The sequence below is a fragment of the Arthrobacter sp. NA-172 genome, from assembly GCF_043952055.1.
Classification (GTDB): domain Bacteria; phylum Actinomycetota; class Actinomycetes; order Actinomycetales; family Micrococcaceae; genus Arthrobacter.
The window spans coordinates 861,285-887,430 of the sequence record NZ_JBINOT010000003.1 but is presented as its reverse complement, the minus strand read 5'-3'; the positions used below and the strand labels follow the sequence as shown (position 1 = coordinate 887,430).

22 protein-coding genes and 1 pseudogene are annotated in these 26,146 nt (G+C 64.0%); 12 read left to right on the top strand and 11 right to left on the bottom strand.

Annotation, left to right across the window (positions count from 1 at the left end; all coding sequences use genetic code 11):
- Window positions 1-123 precede the first annotated feature (123 nt).
- The 3 genes from ACF0H6_RS18260 to ACF0H6_RS18250 all read left to right on the top strand — a co-directional run bounded on the left by ACF0H6_RS18260 (window position 124) and on the right by ACF0H6_RS18250 (window position 4,081).
- Window positions 124-1,194 carry a Gfo/Idh/MocA family protein gene (locus ACF0H6_RS18260; RefSeq protein ID WP_395250903.1) on the top strand — a complete coding sequence of 357 codons (1,071 nt, stop codon included), beginning with the start codon at window positions 124-126 and terminating at the stop codon, window positions 1,192-1,194.
- An 88-nt stretch (window positions 1,195-1,282) separates the two neighbouring features.
- A complete protein-coding gene (locus ACF0H6_RS18255) occupies window positions 1,283-2,026 on the top strand; it encodes a hypothetical protein (protein ID WP_395250902.1) in 744 nt (247 codons plus the stop codon).
- Window positions 2,027-2,383: 357 nt separating this feature from the next.
- Entirely contained in the window at window positions 2,384-4,081 is a 1,698-nt protein-coding gene (locus tag ACF0H6_RS18250) for a hypothetical protein (RefSeq protein ID WP_395250901.1), read from the top strand.
- 126 nt (window positions 4,082-4,207) lie between these two features.
- Here the strand turns inward: ACF0H6_RS18250 and ACF0H6_RS18245 are convergent, their stop codons facing one another.
- The 3 genes from ACF0H6_RS18245 to ACF0H6_RS18235 form a co-directional block, all read right to left on the bottom strand.
- Entirely contained in the window at window positions 4,208-4,666 is a 459-nt protein-coding gene (locus tag ACF0H6_RS18245; protein ID WP_395250900.1) for a DoxX family protein, read from the bottom strand.
- 70 nt (window positions 4,667-4,736) lie between these two features.
- Window positions 4,737-5,429 (bottom strand): phosphonatase-like hydrolase, encoded by a 693-nt coding sequence (locus tag ACF0H6_RS18240; protein WP_395250899.1) that lies wholly within the window; start codon window positions 5,427-5,429, stop codon window positions 4,737-4,739.
- A 12-nt stretch (window positions 5,430-5,441) separates the two neighbouring features.
- Entirely contained in the window at window positions 5,442-6,197 is a 756-nt protein-coding gene (locus tag ACF0H6_RS18235; protein WP_395250898.1) for a GntR family transcriptional regulator, read from the bottom strand.
- A gap of 164 nt (window positions 6,198-6,361) precedes the next feature.
- Between ACF0H6_RS18235 and ACF0H6_RS18230 the strand changes: the two genes are divergently transcribed.
- On the top strand, window positions 6,362-7,504 hold the full coding sequence (locus tag ACF0H6_RS18230) for a TIGR03364 family FAD-dependent oxidoreductase (RefSeq protein WP_395250897.1): 1,143 nt from the start codon (window positions 6,362-6,364) through the stop codon (window positions 7,502-7,504).
- Between the two features lie 245 nt (window positions 7,505-7,749).
- Here ACF0H6_RS18230 and ACF0H6_RS18225 read toward each other — a convergent pair whose 3' ends face one another.
- Complete coding sequence (locus ACF0H6_RS18225; RefSeq protein ID WP_395250896.1) at window positions 7,750-9,969, bottom strand: NADP-dependent isocitrate dehydrogenase; 2,220 nt, start codon at window positions 9,967-9,969, stop codon at window positions 7,750-7,752.
- A gap of 210 nt (window positions 9,970-10,179) precedes the next feature.
- Here ACF0H6_RS18225 and ACF0H6_RS18220 point away from each other — a divergent pair, with 210 nt between their 5' ends.
- On the top strand, window positions 10,180-11,178 hold the full coding sequence (locus ACF0H6_RS18220; RefSeq protein WP_395250895.1) for a trypsin-like serine peptidase: 999 nt from the start codon (window positions 10,180-10,182) through the stop codon (window positions 11,176-11,178).
- 213 nt (window positions 11,179-11,391) lie between these two features.
- On the opposite strand, the gene purH is transcribed toward ACF0H6_RS18220, so the two are convergent.
- Window positions 11,392-13,062 carry a bifunctional phosphoribosylaminoimidazolecarboxamide formyltransferase/IMP cyclohydrolase gene (gene purH / locus ACF0H6_RS18215; protein WP_395250894.1) on the bottom strand — a complete coding sequence of 557 codons (1,671 nt, stop codon included), beginning with the start codon at window positions 13,060-13,062 and terminating at the stop codon, window positions 11,392-11,394.
- Window positions 13,063-13,181: 119 nt separating this feature from the next.
- Between purH and ACF0H6_RS18210 the strand changes: the two genes are divergently transcribed.
- Window positions 13,182-14,138 carry an N-acetylglucosamine kinase gene (locus ACF0H6_RS18210; protein ID WP_395250893.1) on the top strand — a complete coding sequence of 319 codons (957 nt, stop codon included), beginning with the start codon at window positions 13,182-13,184 and terminating at the stop codon, window positions 14,136-14,138.
- The gene (gene murQ / locus ACF0H6_RS18205; RefSeq protein ID WP_395250892.1) at window positions 14,122-15,093 is read left to right on the top strand and encodes an N-acetylmuramic acid 6-phosphate etherase; all 972 of its coding nucleotides are present in this window, start codon (window positions 14,122-14,124) and stop codon (window positions 15,091-15,093) included. Before ACF0H6_RS18210 ends, murQ begins: the two co-directional genes overlap by 17 nt.
- Window positions 15,094-15,096: 3 nt before the next feature.
- Here murQ and purN read toward each other — a convergent pair whose 3' ends face one another.
- Entirely contained in the window at window positions 15,097-15,669 is a 573-nt protein-coding gene (gene purN / locus ACF0H6_RS18200; protein WP_395250891.1) for a phosphoribosylglycinamide formyltransferase, read from the bottom strand.
- A 38-nt stretch (window positions 15,670-15,707) separates the two neighbouring features.
- Between purN and ACF0H6_RS18195 the strand changes: the two genes are divergently transcribed.
- Window positions 15,708-16,130, top strand: coding sequence for a hypothetical protein (locus tag ACF0H6_RS18195; RefSeq protein ID WP_395250890.1), 423 nt, complete (start codon window positions 15,708-15,710; stop codon window positions 16,128-16,130).
- 39 nt (window positions 16,131-16,169) lie between these two features.
- On the opposite strand, the gene ACF0H6_RS18190 is transcribed toward ACF0H6_RS18195, so the two are convergent.
- Window positions 16,170-17,501 (bottom strand): DUF6350 family protein, encoded by a 1,332-nt coding sequence (locus ACF0H6_RS18190; protein ID WP_395250889.1) that lies wholly within the window; start codon window positions 17,499-17,501, stop codon window positions 16,170-16,172.
- A 162-nt stretch (window positions 17,502-17,663) separates the two neighbouring features.
- Here ACF0H6_RS18190 and ACF0H6_RS18185 point away from each other — a divergent pair, with 162 nt between their 5' ends.
- Window positions 17,664-18,128: a DUF4383 domain-containing protein gene (locus ACF0H6_RS18185; RefSeq protein WP_395250888.1), complete on the top strand. Its 465-nt coding sequence runs from the start codon at window positions 17,664-17,666 to the stop codon at window positions 18,126-18,128.
- A 169-nt stretch (window positions 18,129-18,297) separates the two neighbouring features.
- On the opposite strand, the gene ACF0H6_RS18180 is transcribed toward ACF0H6_RS18185, so the two are convergent.
- The 4 genes and pseudogenes from ACF0H6_RS18180 to ACF0H6_RS18165 all read right to left on the bottom strand — a co-directional run bounded on the left by ACF0H6_RS18180 (window position 18,298) and on the right by ACF0H6_RS18165 (window position 21,915).
- The gene (locus ACF0H6_RS18180; RefSeq protein WP_395250887.1) at window positions 18,298-19,047 is read right to left on the bottom strand and encodes a maleylpyruvate isomerase family mycothiol-dependent enzyme; all 750 of its coding nucleotides are present in this window, start codon (window positions 19,045-19,047) and stop codon (window positions 18,298-18,300) included.
- Window positions 19,047-19,882, bottom strand: a pseudogene (locus ACF0H6_RS18175) (fumarylacetoacetate hydrolase family protein). Before ACF0H6_RS18175 ends, ACF0H6_RS18180 begins: the two are co-directional and overlap by 1 nt.
- On the bottom strand, window positions 19,879-21,009 hold the full coding sequence (locus ACF0H6_RS18170; protein WP_395250886.1) for a cupin domain-containing protein: 1,131 nt from the start codon (window positions 21,007-21,009) through the stop codon (window positions 19,879-19,881). The pseudogene ACF0H6_RS18175 and the gene ACF0H6_RS18170 overlap by 4 nt, the downstream one beginning before the upstream one ends.
- A gap of 108 nt (window positions 21,010-21,117) precedes the next feature.
- Complete coding sequence (locus ACF0H6_RS18165) at window positions 21,118-21,915, bottom strand: IclR family transcriptional regulator (RefSeq protein ID WP_395250885.1); 798 nt, start codon at window positions 21,913-21,915, stop codon at window positions 21,118-21,120.
- 48 nt (window positions 21,916-21,963) lie between these two features.
- Between ACF0H6_RS18165 and ACF0H6_RS18160 the strand changes: the two genes are divergently transcribed.
- The 3 genes from ACF0H6_RS18160 to ACF0H6_RS18150 all read left to right on the top strand — a co-directional run bounded on the left by ACF0H6_RS18160 (window position 21,964) and on the right by ACF0H6_RS18150 (window position 26,126).
- Window positions 21,964-23,322 carry an MFS transporter gene (locus ACF0H6_RS18160; RefSeq protein ID WP_395250884.1) on the top strand — a complete coding sequence of 453 codons (1,359 nt, stop codon included), beginning with the start codon at window positions 21,964-21,966 and terminating at the stop codon, window positions 23,320-23,322.
- Window positions 23,315-24,580: an FAD-dependent oxidoreductase gene (locus tag ACF0H6_RS18155; RefSeq protein ID WP_395250883.1), complete on the top strand. Its 1,266-nt coding sequence runs from the start codon at window positions 23,315-23,317 to the stop codon at window positions 24,578-24,580. Before ACF0H6_RS18160 ends, ACF0H6_RS18155 begins: the two co-directional genes overlap by 8 nt.
- A gap of 109 nt (window positions 24,581-24,689) precedes the next feature.
- Window positions 24,690-26,126, top strand: a complete 1,437-nt coding sequence (locus ACF0H6_RS18150; RefSeq protein ID WP_395250882.1) for a flotillin family protein — start codon at window positions 24,690-24,692, stop codon at window positions 26,124-26,126.
- Window positions 26,127-26,146 lie beyond the last annotated feature (20 nt).

The window sequence follows — 26,146 nt, the reverse complement described above, 5'->3', positions numbered from 1 at the left end:
CGCTCTACTCACCTCTATCAGCACGGTAACTGACAGGGGCCGGGAACCGCATGGTTTCCGGCCCCTGTCGCGTCTTGGACCCGGTCTGCCCGACGCGCGCGGTGAAATGAGAGGATAGGCCGCATGGGTCTTCATATCGCCAAGCCGTGGTTGTTCAGCCAGCCGAATCAGGATCCCCGCGCGGCCACAGGGAAGGCTTTGAACTGGGGAATTGTCGCCACCGGGGGAATCGCCAAGACCGTGACCGGCGACCTTGCCCAGCTCGAGGACGCGAAACTGTACGCCGTGAGTTCGCGGCGGCAGGAATCCGCGGATGCATTTGCTGCAGCGCAGGGGGTCACCAAGGCATACGGGGACGACGGCGGTGTGCCCGGCTATCAGCGGCTGCTAGCCGACGACGCCGTCGACGTGGTCTATGTGGCCACCCCGCACGCCCAACATTTCGAAATCGTCAAGGCTGCCCTCAACGCCGGCAAGCATGTCCTGTGCGAGAAGGCATTGACGATCAACGGCCGTGAGGCCGCGGAACTGGTCAGCCTCGCCCGGGAAAGGAAGTTGTTCCTCATGGAGGCGGTGTGGAGCCGGTTCCTTCCTAGCATGCAGAGGGCATTCGCCATTGCAGCGTCCGGCGAACTCGGCGAGATCAAGTGGGTCAGTGCCGACTTGGGTTTCCCGGCACCTTATGACCCTGCGGCCCGTCTCTGGGCCCCGGCAGCGGGTGGCGGCGCTCTCCTGGATATCACTGTGTACACCTTGCTCTGGCCGTTGGGCACCCTTGGATTCCCCCAGTCAGTCAGCGCGGTGGGCACTTTGACTGACGAAGGCGTCGACGCCCAGAATGCGCTGACCCTGACGTACGACGGCGGCGCTGTCGCCCAGCTGACCTCTTCGCTGCTGGCCCACGGGCCGAGATCGGCCACCGTTGCGGGTTCCTCGGGCTTCCTCCAGACGCATGGATCCGTGAATAATCCCCGGGAACTTCTGATTCGAACTGGCTGGGACGAGCCGCGAACGGAACGCTTTGACTCGATCGGGAACGGCTACACCTACGAGCTGCGCGAGGTGACCCGCTGCATCCAGCAAGGACTGACCGAGAGTCCGGTGATGACATTGGACGAATCGCTGAACACGATGCGTCTCTTCGACGGGGTCCGCTCCCAGCTCGGAGTCCGGTATCCCAACGACGCCCGTTGAGCGGGTAATTTCCCTGCCCCAGCTATGGACTAGTTAACTACTTCAGTCCTACGATGGGAGCGATGTCAATGACGCTGGGGGTGTCGAGATGGAAGTTGTGCGGATCAAGCCGCGCGTTCTTCACGTTCTCCGCTCCGTCATGCTCGCTGGCGCCGGTGCGGTTGTTTGGTTGGCGCTCTCCTCCACGGCAGCCAGCGCGGATTCCGGTAGCACCCACGATCACAAGATTCCAGACGGCGCGGGCTCGGCAGTCACCAACGTGGTGAGTAACAGTACTGCGGGCCTTTCCGGAACGCTTGGCAAACTCGTCCCGGCCGTTGTTGCCGCACCGGCACCGGTTTCGAATCCGGCTCCGGTTGTCCAACAGGTCGTCCAGCAGGTTGTCCAGCAGCAGCCTGCAGTCCGAGTGCCCACTCTCGTAGTGAGCGAGCTACCGCGGCTGACCGAGACCGTTGACCGACTTGTAGCCAGCACACCCGTGGTGAACTCGATCGTTCCTGAGGGCACCGTTGGCGCGGTGACTGCTCCCGTCGTCTCGCCGGTGGTCGGCGCGGTAACGGGTGTTGGAAAAAGCGTCGGTACCCTGACGGGCGGCATTGTTGCCCCAACGCTTGACGTGGTCGGCGCCACCTTGGATGCGCTTCCTGCCACCCTTCCCGTGATGCCTCAAACGGTTCCTTCACTCCAATTGCCGGACATCGGAGCGGGTGATGTCCCGCCCGTTACGCAGGTCGCCGCAGCACCGTTGGTCAACCTGGCTGGGTTCTCCGGGCCGTCAGAACTGGGGAAGCCATCGCTGGAGCGGGACGGTCCGGTCCGGCGGTTACGTTAGTCCTTCAGCACCTCTATCGCCCTCCGATGAGACCTTCCCGGACGGCGCTCCCGGCAGCGGCGACCCCGGAACCGGCTCCGCAACGCTTACTGGCAACACTCTCGGAGCGGCCGCGGCCTGGCTCCCGGGAATGAATATGCTCTCTCCCTTGGCCGGGGCCCTTGTGTCCACGGCTGCTGCCGGCAAGATTCCGGCTCCGGTGTCGTTTGACCCGGGTTCTTCACCTGATTAGTTCCGAGCCCCGCCCCCTCCCCAGAAATCGATTCTGGCCGGTGGCAGATGGCCAATCCGGGCGCTCCCGCAGTTTCCTGCGGACGGATGCGCCCCTAGGAACTACTCATTCAGGAGAAAAACAAAATGCACAGCATTGTTCGCAAGGGGCTGCTTGGCACCCTCTTTGCCGGTGGGTTAATAGCCCTCGGCGCAACTGCCGCGAACGCGGCAGACACCACTACTACGGGTGCACTAAGCACTACCTCAGGCACTCAAGTGGTTGCACCGGTGTCCATTCCGGTCAACGTGGGGCAGACGTCGCTCTCAGTTCTTGGAAATTCAGGCGTCACATCCGCTACCCCCGCACCCGCCTCGGTTCCGGCCGCGGCGACTAATTCCGGCGGATCGGCAGTCCCGTCCGGAACCCAGGTGGTGGCTCCGATATCGGTCCCTGTTAATATCGGAGCCACCTCGCTGGCAGTTCTGAGCAATACCGCCCCTGGCGCAGCCTCAGGCACCCAGGCCACCGCACCGGTGGCTGTACCCGTGAACGGCACGACGACGGGCACCAGCGTCACCGCACCTGTAACCGTCGGCGACACCTCGGTCAACGTCCTCGGGACCGCCCCGGTGGCCGGTACAGGAACGACCGGGACCGGCACGACGGCGGGAACCGGGGTCACCGCACCGGTGACTGTTGGTGATACATCGGTGAACGTCCTCGGCACCGCTCCGGCGCCCGGCACAGGAACGACCGGGACCGGCAGCACCTCCGGCTCCGGGGTCACCGCGCCGGTGACTGTCGGTGATACCTCGGTGAACGTCCTCGGCACCGCTCCGGCGGCCGGCACGGGCACTACCGGAAGCACGACGACGGGCAACGGGGTCACCGCGCCGGTGACTGTTGGTGATACCTCGGTGAACGTCCTCGGCACCGCTCCGGCGGCCAGCACAGGCACCACCGGGACCGGCACGACGACGGGCACCGGCGTCACCGCACCGGTGACTGTTGGCGATACCTCGCTCAACGTCCTCGGCACCGCCCCGGCGGCCGGTACAGGAACGACCGGGACCGGCAGCACCTCCGGCACCGGGGTCACCGCACCGGTAACCGTCGGCGACACCTCGGTCAACCTCCTCGGCACCGCTCCGGCGGCCGGCACAGGAACGACCGGGACCGGCAGCACCTCCGGCACGGGGGTCACCGCACCCGTAACCGTCGGCGACACCTCGGTCAACGTCCTCGGCACCGCTCCGGCGGCCGGCACAGGCACCACCGGAAGCACGACGACGGGCACGACCACGGGCACCGGGGTCACCGCACCCGTGACCGTCGGCGACACCTCGGTCAACGTCCTCGGCACCGCCCCGGCGGCCGGCACAGGCACCACCGGAAGCGCTACCGGCACTGGCACGACCACGGGCAACGGGGTCACCGCCCCGATCACAGTTGGTGCCACCTCGATTGGCCTGGGCCTGCCTTCCCTTGTGACCTCACCGGTCGTCGCCCTGCCCGTTGTGAACCTGCCAGCCGTCACCCTACCCGTGGTTGACTCGCCGGTCGGTTCTCAGGCGTTCGTGGACCGGGCCGCAGCGGCTCCGTCAACAGGGGCTGCTGCAATCCAAGGGGATGCCGCCGCTGCGGCTCCGTCAACAGGGGCTGCAATGCAAGGGGGCGCCGCCGCAGCTATTACGGTGGCGGCTGTTGGAACTGGAACGGCTGTTTTGGCCACCACTGGCCTCAATGGCCAGTGGTTGCTGCTCGCAGCGGCCCTGTTGCTCGCCGGACTTAGCTTGATGCTGGGCAGCCGGAAGATCCGGGCAAAGACCATTCGCGCATAGTCACCATCCCGGGCTCGTCCACCCCACTTGATCACAGCCCGTTACCCGGCTCCTCCGCAGGGCACACAGCCCCGCGGAGGAGCTGATGCGCGGCATCATCCAGGGATTTTCGCCGGAGTTCTGAGGCTAGCGGCTCCGCTTGCGCATCGCTTTCCCGGCCGGCTTCCCGGCGAAGAGTTTCCCGTCCAGCGAGGCCGCTCCGGCCCCGATGAAGGCGAAGGCCGATGCCACGGCTATGTAGAGAATCAGCAGCTCGGCATTGATTCCGGGACGGTCGCTCAACAAGGGCTTGCCTGCTTCGGTGACAAACCAGATTCCGGCATACATGAGAGCCGCAAGAAATCCTGCCACCCTGGTCAAGGCGCCGAGCACAAAAAGTGCTCCCAACCCGGTTTCACCCCACATGATCAGCCAAGACACCAGCTCGGCCTTTTGAACACCCATCGCTGCAATCGTTGCCTCCAACGCCGGTTGCCCGGCGAGAAGTTTCTGGACTCCGTGCAGCAGCAAGAGGCCACCAAATACGACCCGTAGGAATGCAATGCCCCGCGAAGACGAGGTCTGCGAAGGAAGGAGAAATTTCACCTAGTCCAATCTTCCATGCCGGCCGCACAGCTCAAAACGGCCCGCGCGAGATCAGGTGAGGCCAAACTCGTCAGGCCAGCAGAGCCGGAATATCCTTGACACCCGCCAGGATGTGATGGTGCGGCTGTTTGGAGAGTTCAGCACGTCCAAGCTTCCCGGTCAGGACCCCAACAGCCACCACACCTGCGTTATTGGCTGCCTTGAGGTCGTTCGTTGTGTCGCCAGCAGCAAGCACCTCGCGGACATCCGTCACGCCGGTCAATTCCATGGCGCGGTGGATCATGTGGGGCGCCGGGCGTCCTGCCGCCACGTCGTCGGAGCAGACGACGGCGTCAAGCAGGCCGTCGCCGTCGGACGCTGTGCCGGTCCCTGCAAGCGACCAGCCGAGCCGCGCCAGAAGGGGTTCCGCAACATCGCGGGAGAATCCCGTGGTCGGCGCGATCTTGACACCCTGGCCGCGCAACGAGCGAAAGGCGTCCTCGACGCCGTCGAGCGCTACCGGCGGGTTCTGCTCGTAGAAGTGCGTGAGAAGTTCCTTGAAACGGAGAAAAGCTGCCTGGACGATCTCTGGCGCGGCATTGCCGCCACCTTTGGTAATCAGCGCCGCAATGGCTTCCACTTTGTCCGCCCCCATCCACTCCTGGACCGCTTCGGGCGTGGTGCTGGCCCCTGTTTCCTCCACACAGCGAGCCAACGCTACGTAGACGTCTCCGTGTTCGTCGATGGTGGTTCCGGCCATGTCGCAGGCCACGAGCTTGATCATGTGTCCCTCTGGTTATTCGGCGTGGACGCGCACCAATGCGGCGCGGCGTTCCGCCGTGTTGTCGACGGTGAAGTTGGTGAGTGCCGGCAGGTACCGGTCCTCCGAGTATTCGATGGCCTTGCCGTTTGCCGAGCTGGTCACCCGGCGCTCCCGCAAGAGGGGAATGCCTTCCGCCTGTTCCAGCAGTTCCGCGTCTTCCTCGCCCGCCGCCACGGCGTCGATCGTGTGGCGGGCGCTATACAGGTCTACGCCCTGACCCTTCAGGAAGGCGAAGATCGAGCCGGAATCAGTGTCGAAATCGAAGAGGAGCCGGCCCACTTCCAGGATGAAACAGGTCCGCTCGATCATGGCAGGCACGTCATCCAAGTAGCGGACGCGCAAAAGCTCCACCACTTTCTCTCCCGCTTCCAGTCCGAGCGCATCGGCCGCCTCGGAGCTTGCCTCGCGCCGCGCCACCTCCAACGTTCGCTGACCGGGAGTCTTGCCGATGCCGATGGCCCATTCGGTGAACGAGTTGAAGGTCGAGAACGACTGCGACGGCACGGTGGAACGTACCACCGGCGGACGGCCCCGGCCGCCGGTGACGGCGCCTTCGGCCCGCAGGAACGCAAGTGCCTGCCGAATGGGGCCCCGGGACGTCCCGAACTCCTTGCAGAGCACTGCCTCGCTCGGCAGTTGCAACCCCGGCGGCCACGTGCCGTCCGTGATGCGGCGCATGAACTCCTCACTGAGTCGGACATGTAGGGGTGCGTTCTGCTGGATACTCACGAGTTGATAATACAAGTATCATCGGTCACTTCTCCCAGCAATTCAGGCATTTATGGGGAACGGCAGGTGAACCGTTGAGGCAAAAGGTAAAGAGTCGGTAAACTTATATATACAAGTGCCATTCTGGCTTGATTCCACATTCCAGGCAGTCCAATGTCAATCTCGTGAACCTCCGATCTTCCCCCTCCGGCGACTCGCCGGCGAAAGCGTCGCGATCCGATCTTGTGATCGTCGGCGCAGGCATCATCGGGCTGGCGCACGCGGCCCACGCTGTCGCCAATGGCTTGACCGTGACCATCCTTGAGCGGGATCACCACGCAGTGGGCGCCTCCATTAGGAACTTCGGACACTGCTGCATCACCGCTCAATCCGGCGAGCTCTACGAATTGGCCCAGACCTCCCGCAAGTACTGGCTTGAGTTCGCGGCGCTGGCCGGGTTCTGGGCGATCGAGTCCGGCGCTGTGGTTCTCGCCCGCACGGAAGCCGAAATGGCCGTACTCCGGGAGCTGTCCGCTTCCCGCGAAGAGGGCCAGGTGGAAGTCCTCTCCCCCGCTGGCGTGCGTTCCCGGCTCGGTGCCCGCAACCTAAGTGCCGCGTCTGACGACGGTGGAGCGCCAGTCGCCTCTTGGCCCGGCCTGGCGGGCGGCGCCTTCCTCCGGGACGACTTGCGCGTGGATCCCCGGACCACAGTGGCCAAGCTCGCCGACTGGCTCGCCCGCCAGCCCGGCGTCAAGCTCCACTGGAACACCGCGGCCCTCGCCTTCGAGGACCGTAGGGGACAGCCGACGGTCCGCACCGCCCGCGGTGATTTCCACGGCAACCAGGTATTCGTCTGCGTTGGCCACGACGTCGACTACCTTTTCCCTGCCTTGGCCGAAGAGCACCAGATCGAACGTTGTTCCCTGCAAATGTCCCGGGCAGCCCAACCATCCGGGCTGAGGATCGACCCCGCCGTGCTCACCGCGACCTCCATGCTCCGGTATCCGGCCTTCACGGACATGCCGGCCGCAGCGGCGCTGCGGGCAGAAGTGGAACAAGACCGCCCCGAGCTCGTGGATATCGGGGCGAACGTGATGTTCACCCAACGCCCTGACGGGACGCTGATCCTCGGCGACTCCCATCATTACCATCGCACCGCCGCGCCGTTCCTGGATGAAACCACCACCACGATTTTGAACACGGACATCGCCTCGGCAATTGGTGTGCCCTGGAAATTATTGAGCGCTGGCAGGGCATCTACGCCTCCAGCCGTGTCGCGCCCCTCCTGGTTCGCGAGACCCAACCCGGCGTCACGGTCGTTTCGGTGACGTCCGGCGTCGGAATGACCTTGTCCTTTGGGCTCGCCCACCGCAATATCTCCCGGCTTTACTGACTTTTCTCCTCCCTTTCCGTTCGCAAAAAGGACTCCCCTTGAAAAACCGGAAGCTGGCGGCTTAACCCAACGAGCTCGCACTAGGTGTCTTTATGAGGGCTCAAAGCGACATCTAGTGCGAGCTAGTTGGTGACGCGGGCGGGAGTTAACCCGGCCGCGCTAACTCCGGGTTGATTCCGGTTAGTTCAGCGTGGCGACAACCTCGTTGAGCTTTGCAGAGGGGCGCATCACAGCTTCGGCCTTCGCGGCGTCGGGCCGGTAGTAGCCACCGATGTCGGCAGGCGAACCCTGGACCTCGAGCAGCTCGGCGACGATGGTTTCCTCATTGAAGGAGAGAGCCTCGGCGACGGCGGAGAAGGCCGCGGCGAGCTCGGCGTCGCCGGACTGCTGGGCCAGTTCCTTGGCCCAGTACTTGGCGAGGTAGAAGTGGCTGCCCCGGTTGTCGAGTTCGCCAACCCTGCGCTTCGGGGACTTGTTGTCCAGCAGGAACGTTCCCGTGGCGCGGTCGAGTGTGTCGGCGAGGACCTGTGCCCGGGCATTGCCGGTGGTGGTGGCAAGGTGCTCGAAGCTCACGGCCAGGGCGAGGAATTCGCCCAAGCTGTCCCAGCGCAGGTGGTTTTCCTGCAAGAGCTGCTGGACGTGCTTCGGAGCCGATCCGCCGGCACCGGTCTCAAAGAGGCCGCCGCCGTTGATCAGCGGAACCACGGAGAGCATCTTGGCGCTGGTGCCGAGTTCGAGAATCGGGAACAGGTCGGTGAGGTAGTCACGCAACACGTTGCCGGTCACCGAGATGGTGTCTTCACCCTTGCGGATCCGTTCGAGCGTGAACGCTGTGGCCTTCTCCGGGGACATGATCTCGATCTGCAGGCCCTCGGTGTCGTGGTCCTTCAGGTATTCCCTGACCTTGGAGATCAGCTGGGCGTCGTGGGCGCGGGTTTCGTCGAGCCAGAAGACAGCCGGCATCTTGGACGCGCGGGCACGGGTGACGGCCAACTTGACCCAGTCACGGATCGGCACGTCCTTGGTCTGGCAGGCGCGCCAGATGTCGCCCGGGGAGACCTGGTGTTCGATCAGCACGGTTCCGGAGGAATCCACAACCTGCATGGTGCCGGCGTATTCCACCTCGAAGGTCTTGTTGTGGCTGCCGTATTCCTCAGCCGCCTGCGCCATGAGGCCCACGTTCGGAACAGTGCCCATGGTGGTGGGATCGAAGGCGCCGTGGGCGCGGCAGTCGTCGATGACCACCTGGTAGACGTCCGCGTAGCAGCTGTCCGGGATGACGGCGAGGGTGTCGTGTTCCTTGCCGTCCGGTCCCCACATGTGGCCGGAGCTGCGGATCATTGCCGGCATCGAAGCGTCAACGATGATGTCGCTGGGAACGTGCAGGTTGGTGATGCCCTTGTCGGAATCCACCATGGCCAGGGCAGGGCCCTCTTCCAGGCCCTTCTTGATGGCCGCCTGGATGCCTTCGCGCACGTCTTCCGGGAGTTCGTCGAGGCCGTTGAGGATGGAGGCAAGGCCGTTGTTCGCGCTCAGGCCCGCGGCAGCGATCTGCTTGCCGTAGGTGTCAAAGAGCTCGGAGAAGTATGCCTTGACGACGTGGCCGAAGATGATGGGGTCGGAGACCTTCATCATGGTGGCCTTCAGGTGTGCGGAGAACAGCACACCTTCTTCCTTGGCGCGGATCACCTGGGCAGCCAGGAACTCGTCGAGGGCTGCGGCGCGCAGGACGGTACCGTCCACAACTTCGCCGGCGAGGACGGGGAAGGCCGGCTTGAGGACCTTTACGGTGCCATCTTCACGGACGATCTGGATCTTGACGGTGTCATCGGCAGGGATGACCACGGACTTCTCGTTGGAGCGGAAGTCATTCTCTGTCATGTGGGCCACGTTGGTTTTGGAGTCGGCGCTCCAGGCACCCATGGAGTGCGGGTTCTGGCGGGCATAGTTCTTCACCGACAGGGGCGCGCGGCGGTCTGAGTTGCCTTCACGCAGGACCGGGTTGACGGCGGAACCCTTAATCTTGTCGTATCGCGACCGGATGTCGGTCTCTTCGTCGGACGAGGGGTTGTCCGGGTAGTCCGGAAGCGCGTAGCCCTGGCCCTGGAGTTCGGCAATGGCTGCCTTCAGCTGAGGGACGGAAGCGCTGATGTTGGGAAGCTTGATGATGTTTGCTTCGGGCTTCTTTGCAAGTTCGCCCAGTTCGGTCAGCGCATCGCTGATCCGCTGCTCTTCTGTCAGGTAGTCGCCGAAGACGGCGATGATTCGGCCAGCCAGCGAAATGTCGCGGGTCTCGACCTCCACGCCAGCCGTTGATGCGAAAGCTTCCACAATCGGCAGGAACGAATAAGTCGCCAGCATCGGCGCTTCATCAGTGTGGGTATAGATAATCTTTGCCATTGGCGGGGCATCTCCCTGAAAGTCTGCAGATTTCAACATCTCTAACTTACCTGAGGGGGCCGTGTTGGCGCCTACCGAAGTGGCACCGCTCCGCATATACAAGGTCATAGCCAGCCAGAACTTATATACCAACAGGGCAAATCGGAGTAGGTTCATGGGGTCAAACTGTGGCCGACAACATTCGGCCGCCAATCGATTGGCAGGACAATCATGACAAAGAAATCACTCCCCATCACTGGTCTCCTGAGCCTCCTAACCTTCGCCGTTCTGACCCTCTGCGCCGCTGGAGGGGCGGCAGCCGCAGCGCCTTTAGGTGCGGTTTCGAGTTTCGCAGCGTCTGGGACGCCGCAACTCGTCAGTCTCGCAACGGCAAACACAGACCCCACAGGGTATTGGACTGCGGAACGCATGCAAACGGCGATCCCGGGCGATGTCCTCGCAGGGAAGGCCCTCGCGGGTGGTGCCACCACCGGCGCCGCCAACGGCGCCGTCGAAACCGGACCGCCCGTCAAGATCACTGGCACCGCGAAAGGCGGCAGCCCGAGCCTGCACCAAAATGAAGACCCCATTGACCACGTCGGCAAGGTCTTCTTCACCATGGGACTCTTCAACTACGTCTGTTCCGGCAACGCCATCGTGTCGGACAATGACAGCACCGTGGCCACAGCCGGCCACTGCGTCAACGAGGGTCCCGGAGCGTTTGTCCGGAACTTTGTTTTCGTTCCGGCGTACCTCAACGGCACAGCCCCGTACGGCGTTTGGCCCGCTAAAGCGCTCTACACCACCACCCAATGGAGCACCGCGGGCGATATCCGCTACGACACCGGCTTCGCGGTCACTGCCGCGGTAAACGGCAAGCACTTGGCCGACGTCGTTGGCGCGTCCGGGGTGGAGTTCAATGCAGACCGGGGCCTGGGCTACAAAGCATACGGATATCCCGCTGCCCCGCCGTTCGACGGCCAATCGCTCAAGAGCTGCTCGGGTGACGCCACCAAAGATCCCATCAATCCGCAGTTCAAGGCGCAGGGTATTCCTTGCGACATGACCGGAGGATCATCGGGCGGTCCCTGGATGGTCACCGACAACCAAGACTGCTTCCAAAACTCCATCACGAGCTACGGCTACCCTGGTGGGCCCGCTTTGATCTACGGACCTTATTGGGGCTCAGTCATCAAGGATGCCTACAAGCTGGCGTCCGCGTCCCGGTAACCCCCGCGCCCACCCGCGCCCGGTAACCCCCGCGCCCACCCGCGTGGACATGCCCCCTGCTCACTCCCAGGACCGGGCATATCGCGATTATGCCCAGTCCTGACAACGAAGAATGGACATGTCCGCTCGGGAAGAGGGGACATGTCCATTCTTTGTTGCGCAGGTGGAGCAGGTGGAGCAGGCGACGCATGTGGAGCAGGTGGAACAGAAACCCTAGTGGAAGAAGTGGCGCGCACCCGTGAAGTACATCGTGATGCCGGCAGCGTTGGCCGCGGCGATGACTTCCTCATCGCGGACCGAACCACCAGGCTGGACGACGGCGCGGACACCGGCGTCGATCAGGATCTGCAGACCATCGGCGAACGGGAAGAAAGCGTCCGACGCCGCCACGGCACCACGGGCGCGCTCAGGCGCACCGCTCGTGCTGGCGTTTGAGGCACCACCGGCGCCATCGACGTCGGACTCCACCTTGACGCCCAAAGTGTTGGCGCGCTCTACGGCCAGCTTGCAAGAGTCCAAACGGTTGACTTGGCCCATACCAATGCCCACTGCCGCACCGTTGCTGGCCAGGAGGATCGCGTTTGATTTGGCGGCGCGGCACGCGGTCCACGCGAATGCGAGGTCGGCCAGCGTGGCGTCGTCAGCAGCAACGCCTGCGGCGAGGGTCCAGTTGGCGGGGTTGTCGCCGTCGGCGTTCACCTTGTCCGCTTCCTGAACGAGGACGCCGCCCGAAACCTGGCGGATCTCCGTCGGATACCGGCCATAGCCGTCCGGGAGGGCAAGCAGGCGGATGTTCTTCTTTTTGGACAGGATCTCCACGGCTTCCGGCTCGAAGCCAGGGGCAATGACAACCTCGGTGAAGAACCCGGCCACGGTTTGCGCCATTCCAGCGGTGACAATGCTGTTGGCCGCAATGACGCCGCCGAAAGCGGAGACGGGATCGCAAGCGTGGGCCTTGGCGTGGGCGTCGGCAATGGGGTCATCGGCATCGGCTGAACCAACGGCCACACCGCAAGGGTTGGCGTGCTTGATGATGGCGACGGCGGGCTCGGTGAAGTCGAACGCGGCGCGCAGGGCGGCGTCGGCGTCGACGAAGTTGTTGTAGCTCATGGCCTTGCCGTGGAGCTGGTCTGCCTGGGCGATGCCGGCGGGCGCGGCCTTGTCCACGTAAAGGGCGGCCTGCTGGTGCGGGTTCTCGCCGTAGCGAAGCACCTCGGAGCGTTCCAGGGCCAGGCCGGCGTAGGCGGGCCAGTCGATGACGCCGTCGCCGTCTTCGTCGAGGAACTGGCCGGCGGTCCACGTGGCCACCGCGGTGTCATACGTTGCGGTGTGAGCAAAGGCCTTGGCGGCCAGGCGGCGACGGGTCTTCAGGTCGAAGCCACCCGCTGCGGCGGCTTCCACGACGGAACCGTAATACGCGGGGTCAACCACGATCGCGACGGCGGCATGGTTCTTCGCCGCCGAACGCACCATGGCGGGGCCTCCGATGTCGATCTGCTCGACGACGTCGTCCTGCTCCGCGCCGGAGCGGACAGTCTCCACGAAGGGGTAGAGGTTGACCACCACGAGGTCGAAGGGCTCGATCTCCATCTGGGCGAGCGTTTCCATGTGGGCAGGAACACGGCGATCGGCCAGAATGCCGCCATGCACACGCGGGTGCAAGGTCTTGACGCGGCCATCGAGCATCTCCGGGGAACCGGTGACTTCTTCGACTTCCTTGACCGGGATACCGGCTGCGGCGATCTTCTTCGCGGTGGAACCGGTGGAGACGATCGCGACTCCTGCTGCATGCAGGCCCCTCGCGAGCTCCTCCAGCCCCGTCTTGTCATAAACCGAGATCAGTGCACGGCGGATGGGAACACGGTCAAGCTGCGTGAAGCTCACAAAAGTCTCCGTCTTATATCGCGGGAATCCGCGGTTGCTGGGGATACGGGCAAGTTTATCGTGTTGTGCTCCTCTTCGTTTTTCAAGACGTGACGCCGCCCGCAACATAAGGTGGGGCCATGGAAACCGCATCGGTGGTACTGGTGGCCGACGTCGGCAAGAGCCGGTGCCGGGTGGAACTCAGGCATGGCGACGAAGTCGTGGCCTCGGCGGACGAGCACGGTTTCCCCGGCTTGGGCATGGACAACGGAGCCCGCATCGCTTTCGAGCTGCTCGTGGACACGGCCGCGATGCTGCCCGGCGGAATTCCAGCCAGTTCTTTGCACGGAATCGGCGCTGCTGTGGCCGGTGTTGAGGCCTCCGCGTTGAATTCCCGCGAGCTCGCCGTCCTGCTTTCCGAACGGTTCGGCGTGCCCGCGGCAGTCCTGTCGGACGCCACGGCAGCCCAGCTTGGCGCCCTGGGCGGCGCTCCCGGGACCGTGCTTATTGTGGGAACAGGGGCTGTCGCGTTCCGTTTCGACGACGCCGGGAACCTGCACCGCGCCGACGGTTGGGGACCGCTGCTGGGCGATCGTGGAAGCGGCCGATGGATCGGGCAGCGGGGCCTTCAGTCTGTACTTCAAGCGCACGACGGCGGCACGGCCACTTCGCTGCTCGCCGCAGCTACCGCTTTACTCGGGTCCCCGGGGCAGTTGCCCGCTTGGTTGGCGGGCTCCGATAACCCGGCCCGGACCATGGCGCGTTTCGCGCCGGTGGTGCTGCGGGAAGCGGAGGCGGGAGACGCCGTCGCGCGCGGCATTCTGGACGAAGCGTGCGAGCTTCTCGTGCACACAGTGGCCCTTGCCTCCGGAGGCGCGGTTCCGGAAGCGTCGGCCTCGGACGCTCCAAGGCGGGTGGCCCTTGTCGGCGGCGTCGTGAAATCGGAGTTCTTTCGCGGGCTCTTGCACAACGCCCTCGCTTCGGCTGGGATTGAGGTGGTTGCGCCGCTCGGCGACGGGATGGACGGCGCCGCCCTCGCAGTGAACCGCAGCGGGCTCCTTCAGGAAAGGTACATTCACCGTGACGGAAGAATCTGACGCAGCTAGCCCTGCTTCACCTAGCGCGGACGGACTCAAAGACCTGCGCACCGAGCTCGCGGGCCTGCAAACCGAGGCGGCCTCGCCCGCGCTGAGCGAGTTGGACATGATGGGAACGGCCGAACTCGTTGCTGCCATGAACGAGCAGAACCGCGGTGTTCCCGCGGCCGTCGAACAGGCCAGCGGGCAGATCGCCGCCGTCGTCGACGCCGTGGCGGAGCGCCTCTCCCGCGGCGGCCGCCTGATCTATGTCGGAGCCGGAACGGCCGGGCGGCTCGGGGTTCTGGACGCCAGCGAATGCCCGCCCACCTTCGGCACTCCCCCGGGACTCGTCGTCGGGATCATCGCCGGTGGCACCCAGGCAATCCAGAAACCGGTGGAGTATGCCGAAGACAACGCCACGGCCGGAGCCCGCGACCTGCACGACATCAGCGTGACCGAAGCGGACGCCGTCGTCGGGGTTTCCGCTTCGGGACGCACGCCCTACGTGATCGGCGCGCTCGAGGAGGCGCGCAGCCGCGGTGCATTTACCGCCTCGCTCGCCTGTAATCACGATTCACCCATCAGCAAACTGGCGGACGTGGCGATCGACGTCGTGGTCGGTCCGGAATTCGTTGCAGGTTCAACGCGGCTCAAGGCGGGCACCGCGCAAAAACTCGTCCTCAACATGATCAGCACACTCGCCATGGTCAAGCTCGGAAAGACCTACGGAAACCTGATGGTGGATCTGCGGGCCACGAACAACAAACTCCTCGCGAGGTCCCAGCGGACCATCCAACATGCCACCGGAGTGGACGCGGAGACGGCGATTCGCGCGCTCGAGTCCGTGGGCGGTTCGGTCAAGGCGGCCATCTTGGTGGTGCTGACAGGAATCGATCCCGGCCAGGCGAAGAATGCCTTGGCGGAGGCCGGGGGCTTCCTCCGGCGGGCGATCGAGAAGCACGGCCTCAACTGACTGTCAGTTGGGAAACCCTGCGGCGAGTTCAGCGAGGGTCCGGACTAGGAGCCGGCGCTCCACTACCTTGATGCGTTCGTGCAGGGTGTCCTCGGTGTCCTCGGGGTGGATCACTACGGCTTCCTGGGCGATGATCGGCCCAGTGTCCACGCCAGCGTCGGCCCAGTGAACGGTGCAGCCCGTGACTTTCACTCCGTAAGCCATGGCGTCGCGGACCCCGTAGGCCCCCGGGAAAGCCGGCAGAAGCGCGGGGTGAGTGTTGAGGTACTTGCCGCCGAACGCATCGATGAATTCCGGGCTCACAATCCGCATGAACCCGGAGGAAACCACCACGTCCGGGTGATAAGCGGCAACGGCCTTGGTGAGTGCAGCGTTCCAATCGGCCCTGTCCGCGTAGTCCTTGAAGTCCACCACGAACGTGTCCAGCCCGGCCTCCGCGGACCGTTCCACGCCGTAGGTACCCGGTCTGTCGGCTCCCACTGCGGCGATTTCGACCTCCAGTTCGCCCGCCTTCGCGGCGTCGATAACTGCTTGGAGGTTGGAACCGGTGCCGGAGACGAGGACAACAATGCGCATTGCACTAGCTTATGGGTGGCTCGCGTAGGCTGGAAAACATGAATTCCGGCGTTGAACCCAGCACCCAGCAGCATCCGCAGAGCGAAGCTGCCAAATCAGCGCTCGCACTCACCAGGACGCTGTTCAGGACATTTCTACTTACCGTTCTTGGCGCCGTCTTCGTTTACATCTTGAACGTCAGTTACGTCTGGCTCAGCGCCACCCTCACCGTCATTGCGGGGGTGCTTGGAGTTGTGGTCCTCGTGCGGGCAATCAGGTTCAAGCAGCCGCGCGTCGTACTGCTCGGCACCATCTCCGGGCTGGTGGTCACGGCCATCATGTGCCTGCTGGTGCTCACTGCGATCGTCTTCTACCACCAAATCAGCACCTTGCAGGACTGCGCACGGGGCGCGTTGACGATCCAAGCCCAAAACGCCTGCCAAGTCGACTTCCAGAACTCCGTTCCTTCCGGGCTGCGCTAGCCCGAATCACCGGGACGCGCCCCAAGGCGCGGTGTCCGCCTAGCTGCGGTCGCCGTCGTACACGGAATCTTCAAGGTTCGCTTCGCGGAGTTTCTGTCGGTGCTCGAGCCACGGCCCCACGGAATAGCCAATCACGACGCCGATCCCCACCTCAGCGGCGATCCAGGCCGAGGTCCACAGCGGGTCCGGGCCGATCTCGGTGAGGCGCCCGATTCCGGCGGAGCCGCGTGCCAGCCACGTGAGCCCTCCCGACAGCGCCCCGGCAACAGCTCCAATGAGCGCGCCGAGGAATAGCGTGGAAACGGGGGCGGTGAACCAGCGCGCCTTGATCTTGATGGAGAGCCATTCGTCGAAGTGGTTCTCGCCCGCGCGCAGGAACCACCAGCCTGCCAACAAACCGGCGACCACCGGAAGAGCAAGGGCCATCGCGCCGAAATCGAGCTGCCCTGTGGGCAGCGCACCAAAGATCGGGATGGCAGGCAAGGGTCCGACGGCGGTGCCCAGCGGCCCTGCGTGCGACCCGACGCCGAGGGCGAACCCAGCGCCGGAGGACCAAGCCAAGGCGAAGACGGCCAGATTGGGCAGGTAGCCGAGTTGGGCGATCGTCAGCACTCCGCCGCCCAGCGCGCCGGCTTTCAGGCCTTCGTAGACGGCGATGATGTCGGTCCAATGAAGGACGAGGTCGACGGCGAGAAGCAGGGCCGCAAGTGCCAGCGCGGCCATGGTCGCCACAAACCCGGCCTTAATGGCAGAGCCGAAGTAGGACCCGGCCCACCGGGAATGTTGACTGGCGCGCGCGAGCCAATCCACCGCGTCGACTCCAATAAGCCTGCTCCAGGAGCCGGACTCCCGCCGGGCGCCCACCACCATGCCGAGGCCGAACGGAATAAGCGGCAAGAACGCCGCGAACCAGATGTTGATGACGACGTCCTGGGTTCGACAGATGAAACCCGTCGCCGCGCCGAATGCCCCATAGACAAGCAACGCCCCGAAGAAGGCCTGCCACAACTGATCGGTGTAGGACGCTCTGGCCAGTCGACGCCCCGCGCGCCAAGCCAGAAGGAAGGGAACAAGAGTCAACCCAAGCGGGATAAGGGAGAGCATGCCGGAACCCGGGAGGCCTGCAGTACCTATGTTGATGGTGGCAAGCTGCAGCGGAACGCCTTGGACGAGAAGCCAAGTCTGGCCGGCCAAGCGTGCAAGGAAGTCGACAGTGTGATTTTGGAAGCCATCGGTTGCCCAGACAGCGACGAGCGGCAGAACAACCACAAGGGCCGAGATGATGGCGGCTTGGGCCGATTCAAGTGCGCCCTGCAGCCACAAAGGCATGGGCAGGCCACGGTTACCAGTCTGATCAGCGCGCAGTTTCATCGTGTCCTATCGTGCCACGGTGTGCCTCACTCCCCCGGAAGGCGCCCTCATCACCCGCCAAACGTGAGCGAGAATCAGGGGCGGCACCAGACGCCCGGGCGCTCTTTTTGGATAAATCAGACGTAAAATTGGAGTGTTCGCAATAGGTGGATGGAGGCATAAATGACTACCGCAACCCCACATGCGCACGGTGTTCACTTTGGACGGACGGACATCCAGAACATCGGCATTGGCGTAGGTATTCTTATGGCGCTGGTGGGCCTTCTCGGATTCATTCCGGGCATCACCATGCAGTACGGGAACTTGCAGTTCTTCGGACCGAATTCGCACGCAATGCTCCTAGGCGCGTTCCAGGTGTCCCTGCTGCTCAACATTGTGCAGCTGCTCATCGGCGGAACCGGCTGGGCGATGTCCCGCACAGGCGGCCATGGCGCGCGCAATTTCCTGATGAGCTTCGGCGCCTTGTACATCGTGCTCAGCGTGTATGGACTGAGCGTCGGGGTCGATTCGGCGGCCAACTTCCTGTCGCTGAACGCCTTGGATGGTTGGACTTTCATGGTTCTGGGCATCCTGATGATCGCCGCCGGCTGGATGTTTTCACGGCATTTGGCTGACGACGCAAAGTAGCCCTATTCGAGCCCGGATTGAGTTAGCCCGGGATTACAGGAGCCGCCAATGGGCAGGATCTACAGCCAAATCTAAATAGTCATATAAGCGGTTGGTGCAGTTCTTCCGGTGAAGATGCCGGGTGCTGTGCCAACCTTCTTTGTGCTGGCCTTTGTGAGACCTAATGCCGTCAGATCCACTTGGGTGCCGACGGCACCGGCGCGTCGCCCAAAGTCCCGCCGTCCCCGGCACTCACGCCGCCGGTCCCCCGTCCGGTAGCCCATTGCGTGACGCCGGCAAGAGGCCCAGTGACCACGACGGCGGCCTCCGCGTCCCCGAAGACAAGGTCGGTGCCCGTGACTCTGACCAGCAGCCCGGCATCCGTGCCGCGGGCGGCCCACGCACCGGTGATATCGCGAAGCAACCGTTCCAAGACAGTAGCCGGGATGTCAGCAAACGATGCCCCATTGTCGAGGTCCACGGCATGCACCCAAACTTCGCGGGTCCGCATCCACACGGTCTCGGATGCCGGAACGATGCGGCCTTGGACGGTGCGGACTTCGTGACTCCACGCGTCGTCGGGCAGGTCACGCCACTCCACGCTCAGGTGTACCGCCGAGTGGTCAAAAAGGTTCCGCAGGGCGATGGGTGAAAGCGTGGCGCCGAAATCGATCTCGTGATCGCGGACCGAAACCGACGGGTACATCGGGGTCTCCACTCCGGTGGCTGCCCATTCGATGAGGCGTGCGATCGCGCGGGCGTTGTAGCCGATATGGGCGGCAACGTGGCGGCGGGTCCAGCCCGGTAGCAGCGACCCGCCGTCGAGCTCCGCGTCGGAAAGTTCGTTGAGCTTGCGGGCGAAAAACGCGGTCCCCCGCCGGGCCTGCAGCAGTTGCTCCTGCAGGCCCGGATCGGTGGTGAGATCGTGGCGGGCGACCATCAGGCTTCCTTGACCACGCGGTTGTTCAGCTGGCCCAGGCCTTCGATGGTGGTGACCAGAAGCTGGCCTTCCTGGAGGTAACGCTTGGGGTTCTGGGCGTGGCCCACGCCGCCGGGGGTGCCGGTGGCGATCACGTCGCCCGGGTTCAGCGTAATGATGGTGGAGATGTAAGAGACAGGAATTCGGGGCTGAACACGAGGTCACCGGTGGGAGTCTGCTGCTGGATCTCGCCGTCCACTGCCGAGGTCATCAGCGGCCCCACCGTGAATTCGTCCTTGGTCACGAGTGCCGGCCCGAACGGAGTGCTGTTTTCCCACGTCTTGCCCTGCAACCACTGGATGGTGCGGAACTGGTAGTCGCGCATGCTGATGTCGTTCAGCACGGCATACCCGGCGATGTGCTCCGCGGCGTCGGCTTCGCTGATCCGGCGTCCCTTTTTGCCGATCACGACGGCGAGCTCGGCCTCCCAGTCAACAGTGTCCGATTCCTGTGGCAGCGCAAGATCGTCGTAGGGCCCGATCAGGGATTCCTGGTACTTAGCGAACAGGGTGGGGTACTCCGGGATTTCCCGGCCCATTTCCTTGATGTGGTTGCGGTAGTTGTGCCCGACGCAGATGATCTTCCCCGGTGAGGGTACGACGGCGGCAAGGTCCGCGCCGTCGTACGCGTGCGTTGCGCCGTTGGCGGCCTCCGCAATGCTCGCCCAGGCGGGATCCTGCAGGAGGGCTCCCACGTCGGCGAACCCGTCGATCTCGGTCAGGATGTCGCCGTCCTGGCGGACAGCCACTGTTCCTTTGCCGGTGCCGGAGTCGGTGCGGAGGGTGAGGAGTTTCATTTGTTGCGTCCTTCGATGTACGTGCGGTTGAAGTTCAGTCGTTCGAAAATCGGGGCATCGCTGAAACGGAAGAGATCAAACTCGGTTTCGGCTTGCAGGAACCATTCGGCCCAGGACGGGACGACGAAGAGATCGCCCTTCTCCAGGACTTTGCTTTCACCGTTCAACACGGCGGTGCCGGTGCCTTCGAAGACCTGCCACACGCTGGAACCGACCTCGCGCAGGCTCTCGGTGGAAGCCCCGGCGCGGAGGCGGTGGAACTCCGCCCGGATAGTGGGCATGACGTCCCCGCCGGTTGTCGGGTTCGAGTACCGCACCGCGGCGTGACCCTGCGACACGGTGGCAGGGTGGCCTTCGTCCTCGAGGAGCAGTTGCTCGCGCAGGGCGGCGTCGGTGTGTTCCCAGCGGTAGGCGGAGATCGGGGAATTCACCGTGTCCTGCAACCCGGACAGCGGACGGAGCCCCGGGTGTGCCCAGAGGCGTTCGGAACGGGAGATGTCCGGCGTGGCCTCGTCGGTGACGCGCTCGGTCCCGAACTCGAAGAACCCGGCGTCGGCGTAGTGCACGAACGGGATGTCCAGGCCGTCGATCCAGGCCATCGGCTGATCGGTGTCGTTGTGGTGGCCGTGGAAGTTCCAGCCCGGCGTCAACAGGAAATCGCCGCGGCGCATCGCCACCGGATCCCCGTTCACCACGGTCCAGACCCCCTCGCCCTCGACGACGAAGCGGAAGGCGTTCTGTGAGTGGCGGTGCTCCGGGGCCGTCTCGTGCGCGCCCAGATACTGGATGGCAGCCCACAGCGTGGGTGTCGCATACGGCGTGTTGCCCAGGCCCGGGTTGGCCAGAGCGATGGCCCGCCGTTCTCCGCCGCGGCCCACGGGGACCAGATCCCCGGCACGGGCCGCCAAGGGGTACAGGTCATTCCACCGCCACACGTGCGGCACAGCCTTGGGAGAGGGCACCATCGGCATCAGGTCCGCGATCTCGGTCCACAACGGAATCAAGTTCTCAGCGTCGAAATCCTTATACAGCTGCTCAAGTTGGGCCGCTTCCTCAGGCGTGGGCTCCGGAACCGGCTGCGCGGCGGCAACTGATTCATGGGTTGTGCTATCGGCGCTGATGGACACAGGGGCCTCCTCGGTGAGTACGGGACAGTTTTCGGGTACTCCAGACCCTAGGGAGACCGGACGATGAACTCCACCATATTCTGTACAGCAGAATATTGGTGCAAAACCTTAGTCTGGTTCGGCCGGATTAGCTGCGATATCGATCTCCAATTGACGCCGGGTTTCCAGCAGGATGCCCACGAGTCCGCTGTCGAAAAGCCTGCGGAACCTTGCCACGGGAGTCGCGACGCTCAGCGCGCCCACGGCAATGCCCTGCCCATTGTGGAGGGCCACACCCAAGGCGCTGATCCCTTCCTCGGTGCCTTCGAAATTCGCGGCGAATCCGTTACTCCGGATCGTCTCCAGCTCGCGGAGAAATGCCGGATATTCGGCGTCGGGAATGTTGTCCCCGCCGATCTCCGCATTGTGGCTGCGGAACAACTGCTCAATCATGGCGGGCTCCAGTTCGGCCAGTATCGCCTTCCCGCCTGAAGCCTTGTTGGCGGGAAGCACGGTTCCCTGCCTGTCTCCGACCCGCAAGGCATTCGTCCCCTCCACGGTTGCAAGGAACCGCACCTTGGTGCCCACCCGGATCATGAGATTGACGGTTTCGTTGATGCGCCCGCTGAGGTCTTCCATTTGCGGCTGTGCCACGGTTCGCAGGAGGCGGGTCCAGCTGAGTCCGGCCGGACCAACTCCCATGGATGGCCCCGGCACATAACGGCGGGTCTCGTCCTGGACGGCGAATCCCCGGTAGACGAGCATGGCGAGCAGCCGGTGGGCAGTGGAGGGGGCAACCTCCAATTCCGCTGCCGCATCCTTGAGCCGGAGACTGCCGCCGTCGCGCAAGAGCTGAAGCAATTGCAAAGCATTGTCCACCGCCTCGATGGAATAGGCCGGTTTCTTGCGGGCGGGGAGATTCTGCACATCAGAATTCTATTGGTGACAGCAAGCGATGGCCAGCACAGTGGTGGCATGAATCACACACCTTCCGTTGCAGCGCCGGAGCGGATCCACCACGCCAATCGCCTCTCACACGGGGCCCCGCACAATGCGAAAACCCAGTTCTCCAAGCGTTCCGCCGCCGCTGTGCTGGTCTGCTGGTTGCTTGTGGTCTTCGATGGCTATGACCTCATCGTCTATGGCACCGTGCAGTCGTCCCTCATCACCGACACAGGCTGGGGGCTTACCAAAGCCACGGCCGGCACGGTCGGTTCGATGGCTTTCCTGGGCATGATGATCGGAGCCATCTTCGCCGGCAGGATGTCGGACAGTTGGGGGCGCCGACGGACCATCATCTCCTGCGCCGCACTGTTTTCACTCTTCACCATTCTGTGCGCGTTTTCCCCGAACGCCTTCGTCTTCGGTGGCCTACGCTTGCTGGCCGGCATCGGCCTGGGCGGACTTGTTCCCTCGGCCAATGCCTTGGTCGCGGAGCTGGTCCCCGCCAAATGGCGGTCTGCCATCGCCACGCTGATGATGTCCGGGGTCCCGATCGGCGGCTCGATTGCCGCGTTGGCAGGCATTCCGCTGATTCCCGCTTTCGGCTGGCCAGTCATGTTCCTTGTTGCCGCTGTGGCCTTGCTCGTGGTGGTTCCGCTGGGCATACGCTTCCTCCCGGAGACTTTGCAGCCCGCGAAACAAACGCAGCAACCGAAGCAAACCCAGCAAACGCACGCGCAGCCAGCCGGCTTCAAAACGCTGCTCCGCGCCCCGTATCTCGGGATGAGCCTCTTGTTCGCGATCTCCACGTTGGCCACGCTCTTTGCTTGGTACGGCCTGGGCACCTGGCTGCCGAACTTGATGCAGCTGGCAGGCTACAACTTAGGATCCGCGTTGACGTTCGCCTTGGCACTCAACCTCGGTGCCGTCATCGGTTCGGTGGTCACCGCATGGGCGGGAACCCGATTCGGTCCCGTCCCGACGGCGATAGCGGCAGCCGCCGTCGCCGCCGTCTCACTGGCTGTCCTGGTAGCGGGGCCGCCCGTCTCGGTCGTGTACCTGATGTTGGTTCTGGCCGGAGTCGGCACGCACGGAACGCAATGCCTCATCATCGCGGCGGTGGCCAGCCATTACCCCGCGCATCTGCGAGGCACCGCGCTGGGGTGGGCACTCGGCGTCGGCCGCATTGGCGCCGTCGCCGCACCTCAAATCGGCGGGCTGCTGCTGGCGGCCGGGCTGGGAGTGAACTCAAACTTCCTGGCATTTGCCGCAGCAGCCGCCGTCGCTGCCGTCTTGCTCGGCGCCATCAGCGTCGCGATGAAGGCGGCAAAGATGAAGGCCGCCAACATCAATTCCCAAAACACCACCTCTGTAGGAGCCAGCAATGTCTGAGTTGAAAGCGTCCACCCAAGTAGTAGTCGTCGGCGGAGGGATGGCGGGCCTTGCCGGTGCCTTGGCCCTTCGCGCGAACGGCGCCGATGTGACTCTGGTTGAGCGCGCACCCGAATTCGGCGAGGTGGGGGCCGGACTGCAGATGGCCCCCAATGCCTCCCGCGTCCTGAAGCGTTGGGGCCTTTTGGAGAAGGCGCTGGAAATCGGAGTCCAACCCAAGCATTTGGTGTTCCGCGACGCCCTGACCGGCGAGGAACTCACCCGCCAGAGCCTCGGGCACGAATTCGAAGAGCGATACGGCGCACCGTACGTCGTGATCCATCGCAGCGACCTGCACCGGATCCTGCTCGATGCCTGCCAGGACGCCGGCGTGCGTTTGGTGAACGACGTTTTCGTGGAGAAAGTGGAGACCGTGAACAGCCGCGCCATAGCGCACACTGCGAACGGCGACACTTACGAGGCCGACGTCGTGATCGGCGCGGACGGCCTCAAGTCCACCCTCCGTCCGGCGGTTGCCCATGACGGGCCGGTGCCGTCGTCGTACGTCGCGTACCGCGGAACCGTGGCCATCACCAAAGGCACCCCAGTGGCCGATCTCGAGGATGTGATTGTGTATCTCGGGCCGGACTGCCATCTGGTGCAGTACCCGCTGCGCAAGGGGGAGCTGCTGAATACCGTGGCTGTTTTCAAGTCACCTTCGTTCGAGCGCGGCGAGGAGCAGTACGGCGGCGTGGACGAGCTTGAGGCCGCCTACAAGGACTGCATTCCCGCAGTGCGTGAGGCGCTGAAGAACCTTGCGACCGGCATCCGTTGGCCCATGTATGACCGCGATCCCATCGAGAACTGGATCCACGGCCGCCTGGTCTTGATGGGCGACGCCGCCCACCCTATGCTCCAATACCTGGCCCAGGGAGCGTGCCAGGCGCTTGAAGACGCCGCCGTCCTCCAGGACGCCACCGTTGGTTCCGTCTTCGCCGACGACGGCGTGGACACCGGCGCGTGGGACCGTGCCCTCAGTGATTTCAACTCCGCCCGCGCAGCCCGCACGGCCCGCGTCCAGCGCACCGCGCGCATCTGGGGCGAATCCTGGCATGTATCGGGCGTCGCCCGGATCTTGCGGAACCTGCTGTTCAAGAGCCGCAAGGACGGCGACTTCCAGTACAACGATTGGCTCTACGGCCAAACGGGCGACGGCGTCCCGGCGGCTCACGCTGCAGCGGAAACGCGGACTGAATTGTTGGCCGGAACGCGCGACTAGGAGCATCCGTTGTGTCAGTTATAAGCAATCAAATTGCTGGACTACTGAAGCGGACCGAAGCAGACTGACTACACGAGCCGCATAAGTGCTTGCCGTTGAAAGGACAGTCATGTTCGACCTTGCCGGTTATCTCCCCCTTCTTGTCACCGTTTTGGGCGTAGTGGTCGCCGTTGCCGTTATTCGGCTGGTGATCAAATTGATGTGGAAGGTAGCCGAGCCAAACGAGGCTTTGATCATTTCCGGCCTGACCCGCGGAAGCGAGGACACCCGGGATGGGATGGATTTCAAAATCGTTACCGGCAAAGGTGCTTTGGTCCTTCCGGGCCTGCAAACGGTAAGGACTTTGTCCCTGACGCTGAATGAAACAGAGCTCCAAGTATCCTGTGTGACCTCGCAAGGTATCCAGGTGATTGTGGAGGGCGTGGTTATTTACAAGATCGGTGACGCCGCGCCCTTCATAGCGAATGCCGCGAGGAGGTTTCTCGGCCAGCAGCCCAAAATGGAAAGCCAGGTCTACAACGTCTTTGAAGGACACTTGCGCTCGATTATCGGCAGCATGACCATGGAAGAAATCATCCGCGAGCGCGACAAACTCGCTTCATTGGTCCGCAGTGCCAGCGGCATTGAAATGGAAAAGCTGGGCTTGGTGGTTGATTCCCTTCAAATCAAGGACCTCCAGGACCCCACGGGTTACATCCAGAACCTGGCCAAACCGCATATTGCCCAGGTCAAAATGGAGGCCCGCATCGCCGAGGCCACCAGGAATCGTGAAGCCGCGGAGAAGGAAGCCGAGGCTGCCGCCCAGATTGCGGATGCCCAGAGCCTCTCCGCGATCAAGCAATCAGCAGCCCAAGCCAATGCCGAGACGGCCCGGGCCAACGCCGCGCAGGCAGGTCCGCTGGCCGATGCAACCGCACGGCAGCAAGTGGTGGTCCAGGAAACCGAGGTGGCCAAGCTGGAGGCTGACCGCGAGGAGCAAAAGCTCCAGACGTCCATCCGCAAGCCGGCCGATGCCAAGGCTTATGCTCAGCGGACGGAGGCAGAAGCCCAAAAGGCCGCGGACATCAGCGCATCCGAGGCTCGGGCGCGGCGCACGGAACTCGAAGCCCAGGCGAACGCCCGCCGGGTAGAGGTCGAAGCACAGGCCAACGCCACGGCCGCAGCAGCCATTGCCGGAGCTACCAGGGTCACCGGTGAAGCCGAAGCAGCAGCTACCAAGGCACGCGGTGATGCCGCGGCTTCCGCCATCAAGGCAAAGTCCCTGGCAGAGGCGGACGGCATCAAGGCCCGCGCTGAAGCCCTCGGAACCAACCAAGAGGCTGTCATCTCCCAACAGCTCGCGGAGAACATGCCCGCGATCGTCGCGGCCGCTGCTGAGCCCTTCGCGCATGTGGGGCAACTGACGGTCCTCAACGGTGGCGAGGGCCTCAACAGCATGGTGGGTGGGATTCTGGCCCAGGTGGGCAACTTCCTGCCATCCATCACGGGTGCCCTCAAGAACGGCCAGACACAACCCAAGCGTCCCACCAAAGCTCCGGATGCATAGAGGAACGAATGCCCTGTGAA

What these genes read in the sequence shown, in the direction of transcription:
- ACF0H6_RS18260 (WP_395250903.1), top strand. Translation starts at nt 124, where the DNA reads ATGGGTCTTCATATCGCCAAGCCGTGGTTGTTCAGCCAGCCGAATCAG.
- ACF0H6_RS18255 (WP_395250902.1), top strand. Translation starts at nt 1,283, where the DNA reads ATGGAAGTTGTGCGGATCAAGCCGCGCGTTCTTCACGTTCTCCGCTCC.
- ACF0H6_RS18250 (WP_395250901.1), top strand. Translation starts at nt 2,384, where the DNA reads ATGCACAGCATTGTTCGCAAGGGGCTGCTTGGCACCCTCTTTGCCGGT.
- ACF0H6_RS18240 (WP_395250899.1), bottom strand. Translation starts at nt 5,429, where the DNA reads ATGATCAAGCTCGTGGCCTGCGACATGGCCGGAACCACCATCGACGAA.
- ACF0H6_RS18225 (WP_395250896.1), bottom strand. Translation starts at nt 9,969, where the DNA reads ATGGCAAAGATTATCTATACCCACACTGATGAAGCGCCGATGCTGGCG.
- ACF0H6_RS18220 (WP_395250895.1), top strand. Translation starts at nt 10,180, where the DNA reads ATGACAAAGAAATCACTCCCCATCACTGGTCTCCTGAGCCTCCTAACC.
- ACF0H6_RS18210 (WP_395250893.1), top strand. Translation starts at nt 13,182, where the DNA reads ATGGAAACCGCATCGGTGGTACTGGTGGCCGACGTCGGCAAGAGCCGG.
- purN (WP_395250891.1), bottom strand. Translation starts at nt 15,669, where the DNA reads ATGCGCATTGTTGTCCTCGTCTCCGGCACCGGTTCCAACCTCCAAGCA.
- ACF0H6_RS18195 (WP_395250890.1), top strand. Translation starts at nt 15,708, where the DNA reads ATGAATTCCGGCGTTGAACCCAGCACCCAGCAGCATCCGCAGAGCGAA.
- ACF0H6_RS18190 (WP_395250889.1), bottom strand. Translation starts at nt 17,501, where the DNA reads ATGAAACTGCGCGCTGATCAGACTGGTAACCGTGGCCTGCCCATGCCT.
- ACF0H6_RS18185 (WP_395250888.1), top strand. Translation starts at nt 17,664, where the DNA reads ATGACTACCGCAACCCCACATGCGCACGGTGTTCACTTTGGACGGACG.
- ACF0H6_RS18180 (WP_395250887.1), bottom strand. Translation starts at nt 19,047, where the DNA reads ATGGTCGCCCGCCACGATCTCACCACCGATCCGGGCCTGCAGGAGCAA.
- ACF0H6_RS18160 (WP_395250884.1), top strand. Translation starts at nt 21,964, where the DNA reads ATGAATCACACACCTTCCGTTGCAGCGCCGGAGCGGATCCACCACGCC.
- ACF0H6_RS18155 (WP_395250883.1), top strand. Translation starts at nt 23,315, where the DNA reads ATGTCTGAGTTGAAAGCGTCCACCCAAGTAGTAGTCGTCGGCGGAGGG.
- ACF0H6_RS18150 (WP_395250882.1), top strand. Translation starts at nt 24,690, where the DNA reads ATGTTCGACCTTGCCGGTTATCTCCCCCTTCTTGTCACCGTTTTGGGC.